Raw genomic sequence first — 4,401 nt, forward strand, 5'->3', positions numbered from 1 at the left:
GATTAAGGTTATTTTGCTAAAGCAGTTTTTTTGTTAATTAAAGGAGAGCTCTATATTTTATCGGTCCACAAATGTAAATTGATTTTTAATTTAGGAAGGATTATAATTGAGTTAAATAATTTTTACCGGTTAAAATAAAATTGACGGAGTGGAAAGCATGAAACCGATGTTAACATTAACTGAATTTAGCCAAATAAAAGCACTTTCCGACCCTTTTCGTGCTGAGATTATGATGCGTTTAATGGAAAAGCCTTATACTGGCCAGCAATTATCTGAATATTTCGGTATGTCTCGCGCTAAAATTCATTATCATTTAAAAGACCTCGAAAAAAATGGATTAATAGAAATAGTTCACACGGAAGAAAAGAATGGGATAATCCAAAAATTTTACCAATCTGTAGCAAGTGGTTTTACACCTGCAGAAAATTTATTGCCTCATCAAGATGTGGGGGAATATTCTAGACAAATGTTTTTACAAATGAATGATAGGACAAGAAGACATATACTTTCTGCTCCTGAGGAATCTTTTATTATGGAAAAAGCATCTGAAGATCCCTCACAATGGAATTTTGTTGGTTCTATATGGGAGATTAGTGCCACTAAAGAACAATTTAAAAAATGGGTTAATAAATACTTTGATTTAATGGAAGAATTGATTGATCTTGCAAAAGATGCTGAAAAAAATCCAGATAGTAATGTATATTTTATTTCTACTACAGCCTTACAAATTGATGAGCCATCCATGCAAAGGTATAAAAAAGAAGAAAAGAATCCTGATTGATTCTTTTTTTTACTTTAATGGTTAAATATTTTTTAACCGATTAAATTAATTTTTAGAGGTGTGATTATGAATTTTTTACTTTCAAACAAAAACTTTTTATTTGTCCTTTTAGGCAGAGCTGTGACAAATATCGGGGATAGTATTTACTATGTTGCGGCAATGTGGCTTGTTTATGAACTTGGAGGTAGTGCTTTCTATACAGGATTAGCCGGTTTTTTAACAATGCTACCAAAAGTCTTCCAATTCCTTTTTGGTCCCTTTATTGATAGGTGGCAAGCAAAAAAAATTCTCGTTAGTACTCAACTTCTTCAATGTTTGATATTGTTAATCATCCCATTTTCATATCTTATGAATCTATTATCTGTTCATTTAATATTAATTATTATGCCAATCGTTGCTATCATCGAACAATTCTCATATCCAACGCAAAATAAAATCCTCCCTTTAATCCTTAAAAAGGAGGATTTATTAAAAGGTAACACTTATTTTTCTTTTGCATATCAAGGGATAGACTTAATCTTTAATGCAATGGCAGGAATTCTAGTAACACTAATTGGAGCTATTTCTTTATTTGTTATTGATTCGATTAGCTTTGCAATTTGTGCACTTCTGTTCAGTTTAATTAAACTTCCTAATCAAGAGAGCAGAACTACTTTTAAAAAAAATGAGACAGACATAAGAGATGCTTATTATAAGTATATAAAAGAATTAACTGAAGGCTTAAAAATGGTGTTTCAAGATTTACTCCCTTTATTAGTAGGTGCAGTGGCGATCAATTTTGCAATAGGTGTAACCTATGCTATATTGCCTTCACTTGCAGAGGAAAAGGGTGGTTCTGAAATATATGGATACTATCTAACAAGTATCTCCACTGGTTCGTTAATCGGAGTTTTATTAGTCTCTAAGCTAAGTAAATTCAAGGTGGGTAAAGTTGCTATATTTGGGTTCTTTACAGCAACTTGTAGTTGGGTATTTTCGGCAATTATTCCTAATACATTACTTGCAATAGTATTATTTGGTCTAGCTTGGATACCTATTAGTTGTCTAAATATTATGATTGGAACGGTTAACCAAGTAATCATTCCGAACGAAGTACTTGGCAGGGTCACCTCCGCAAGCTATAGTTTTAGTGCAATGTCACTCCCCGTTGGTTCATTGGTAGGAGGTTATTTAGCATCAATAATAAATGTTGAACTGGTATTCGCTTTTACAGGTGTGGGAAGTTTACTAATTGCTTTAATGTGGCTGCTGAATCCTAAATTAAGAAAACTACCTAAAGTGAATGAAATTAACTCAAGTATGTTTAATATGAAGGTCAATGGAAAAGAAAATCACATGATGTAAAAAATGGTATTACAGTTATATATAAATTATTTAGATAAGATTAAATTCCATTTTTCACAAGCAAACGGAGGCAATACTTCTGTTAAGAAGTATCTCATCGAAATAATGGTCCAGCCATATTAAAGATGATTTTAAAATATAATCTATTTAAAAGGGAAATAAACCTTAAAAATAGAATTAGTAATGTGTAATGTGACTATTGGCTGGGGGTACTGTTTTTTGAATCTTACATATAATCTAAATAACCATTTTTCTTCGGTGTTAAATCATGTTCATAACACCTTTAACCAAGTAACTTGTTCTGGAGCTTCTGTTTTTATTATTCATAATGACTCTATTGTTTTAGAAGAATATATAGGGAAACAATCCAACAAAAATGACGCAAGAATGGTGAGTGCTGATACTCAATTTCACATAGCTTCAGTAAGGAAAAGCTATATTGGTTTTGCTATAGCTTATGCTCTTTATTACGGTTATTTGGAGGATATAGATGATTTAGTATTAAAATATTTACCTGAGCTTGACAAGGCAATTTGGAGAGAAACAACAATAAGGCATTTATTAACTCATACACATGGTTTACATCAAAAGGAGGATATTGTATTTCGTGAGTATCCTACTGGTCAAAACTGGACATATCGACAAGTCGGCATAGATGCTTTGACTCAAATTGTAAAGAAGACAACAAAAAAAACAGTGTCTGAGATTATTCACGAACAAGTATTTAGACCACTAGGTTTTTTTGAATCAAACTGGTATGCACATAAGCATGATAAACTTGTCGAGGTAATCCTACGAGATGGTGGAGATGTAAATTGGAAAACAAGTGATAGCACTGAAGGCGATAAGGCAAATATGTATGTGTCGGCACGTGAATTAGCTTTTTGGGGTTACTTCCATCTCAAACAAGGAAAGATAGATGGTAAACAAATTGTTCCAAAAGAGATTATACAACTCGCTACATCAGTTCAAAGTCCATCAGAGATTGATCAAGACTTACCTCAAAATGGTTTCTTATGGTTTGTAAAAGATTTACCTGCTACAAAATCTGAAATAGGTGCAGAAGTTCCGATTGGTTCATACCAAATACTTGGTTATACAGGTGTTACATTATTAGTAATTCCACAAGAAAACCTTGTGGCAGTTCGTATGTTTAATAGTTTTGGTTCACCAGAAGGATATAATTACCTATCTGATGTTAGATCTTTTGGAGACAATTTAATGAATTGTTTACAATCAATTTCAATGGATGTATGACTTAAAGGTTTAGCCGTCAAATGGATTTGCTAAAATCAATTCTGGTGTTCATAGCCTGATGCACATAGGTCTTACCTAAAAGATGTATTAGATAATCCTTGTCATCATTTTCAAATGTTTCTTTAACTTACGATTTATGATAGATTTGAACAAGAATATTAACTATTTTGTTCTATAAGATAGATAATAAAGAAAGGATAACAAAACTATGGATTTCGAAACAGTTATGCAGGAACTTGAAGCTCTTGGTAAGGAACGAACGAAAAAAATATACATATCCAATGGTGCCCACGAGCCTCTTTTTGGTGTAGCTACAGGAGCTATGAAACCAATTGCAAAGAAAATAAAAATCAATCAACCTTTAGCTGAAGAACTTTATGCTACTGGTAACTACGATGCGATGTATTTTGCAGGGATTATCGCAGATCCAAATGCTATGACAGAGTCGGATTATGAGCGTTGGATGGATGAAGCCTATTTTTATATGATATCTGATTATGTTGTGGCAGTAACTTTATCAGAATCAACTATTGCACAAGATGTTGCCGATAAATGGATCGCAAGCGGTGAAGAGCTGAGAATGTCGGCAGGATGGAGTTGTTACTGTTGGCTTTTAGGGAATCGGAAGGACAATGAATTTTCCGAAAGTAAAATCTCCAACATGCTTGATATAATGAAAAATTCTATTCATGATTCACCAGAACGAACGAAAGCATCTATGAATAATTTTCTATACACCGTGGCGATTTCATATTTACCACTACATGAAAAGGCAGTCGAGACCGCGAAGGAAATCGGTATAGTTGAAGTGAAGCGGGATAAGAAGAAAACAAGTCTTTTAAACGCTTACGAAAGTATTCAAAAAGAAATAGATAGAGGGAGACTTGGTTTCAAACGCAAGTATGTTAGATGTTAAAATATGAATTGTATATACGGACAGTCGGCTCTACTTCAAAAAGAAGTAGAGTCTTTTTTTGTTAAATAAAGTAATTGCATTATTTTCTTGCATTATATTAAGG

Annotated in this window: 4 protein-coding genes; all 4 read left to right on the forward strand. The window is 32.8% G+C overall.

Going from position 1 to position 4,401, the window contains the following annotated elements; genetic code table 11:
- The first annotated feature begins 157 nt into the window (after positions 1–157).
- Positions 158–781, forward strand: coding sequence for an ArsR/SmtB family transcription factor (locus tag HU235_RS07325; protein ID WP_174879784.1), 624 nt, complete (start codon positions 158–160; stop codon positions 779–781).
- 66 nt (positions 782–847) lie between these two features.
- Positions 848–2,125: an MFS transporter gene (locus HU235_RS07330; RefSeq protein WP_174879785.1), complete on the forward strand. Its 1,278-nt coding sequence runs from the start codon at positions 848–850 to the stop codon at positions 2,123–2,125.
- Positions 2,126–2,344: 219 nt separating this feature from the next.
- Entirely contained in the window at positions 2,345–3,382 is a 1,038-nt protein-coding gene (locus HU235_RS07335; protein ID WP_174879786.1) for a serine hydrolase domain-containing protein, read from the forward strand.
- A gap of 208 nt (positions 3,383–3,590) precedes the next feature.
- Positions 3,591–4,298 (forward strand): DNA alkylation repair protein, encoded by a 708-nt coding sequence (locus tag HU235_RS07340; RefSeq protein ID WP_174879787.1) that lies wholly within the window; start codon positions 3,591–3,593, stop codon positions 4,296–4,298.
- Positions 4,299–4,401: the final 103 nt, after the last annotated feature.

It is taken from the genome of Metabacillus niabensis (assembly GCF_902829255.1).
Lineage (GTDB): Bacteria > Bacillota > Bacilli > Bacillales > Bacillaceae > Metabacillus > Metabacillus niabensis.

Bases quoted from the DNA above. Each gene is read 5' to 3' on its own strand.
- HU235_RS07340 (WP_174879787.1), top strand. From the start codon at position 3,591: ATGGATTTCGAAACAGTTATGCAGGAACTTGAAGCTCTTGGTAAGGAA.
- HU235_RS07330 (WP_174879785.1), top strand. From the start codon at position 848: ATGAATTTTTTACTTTCAAACAAAAACTTTTTATTTGTCCTTTTAGGC.
- HU235_RS07325 (WP_174879784.1), top strand. From the start codon at position 158: ATGAAACCGATGTTAACATTAACTGAATTTAGCCAAATAAAAGCACTT.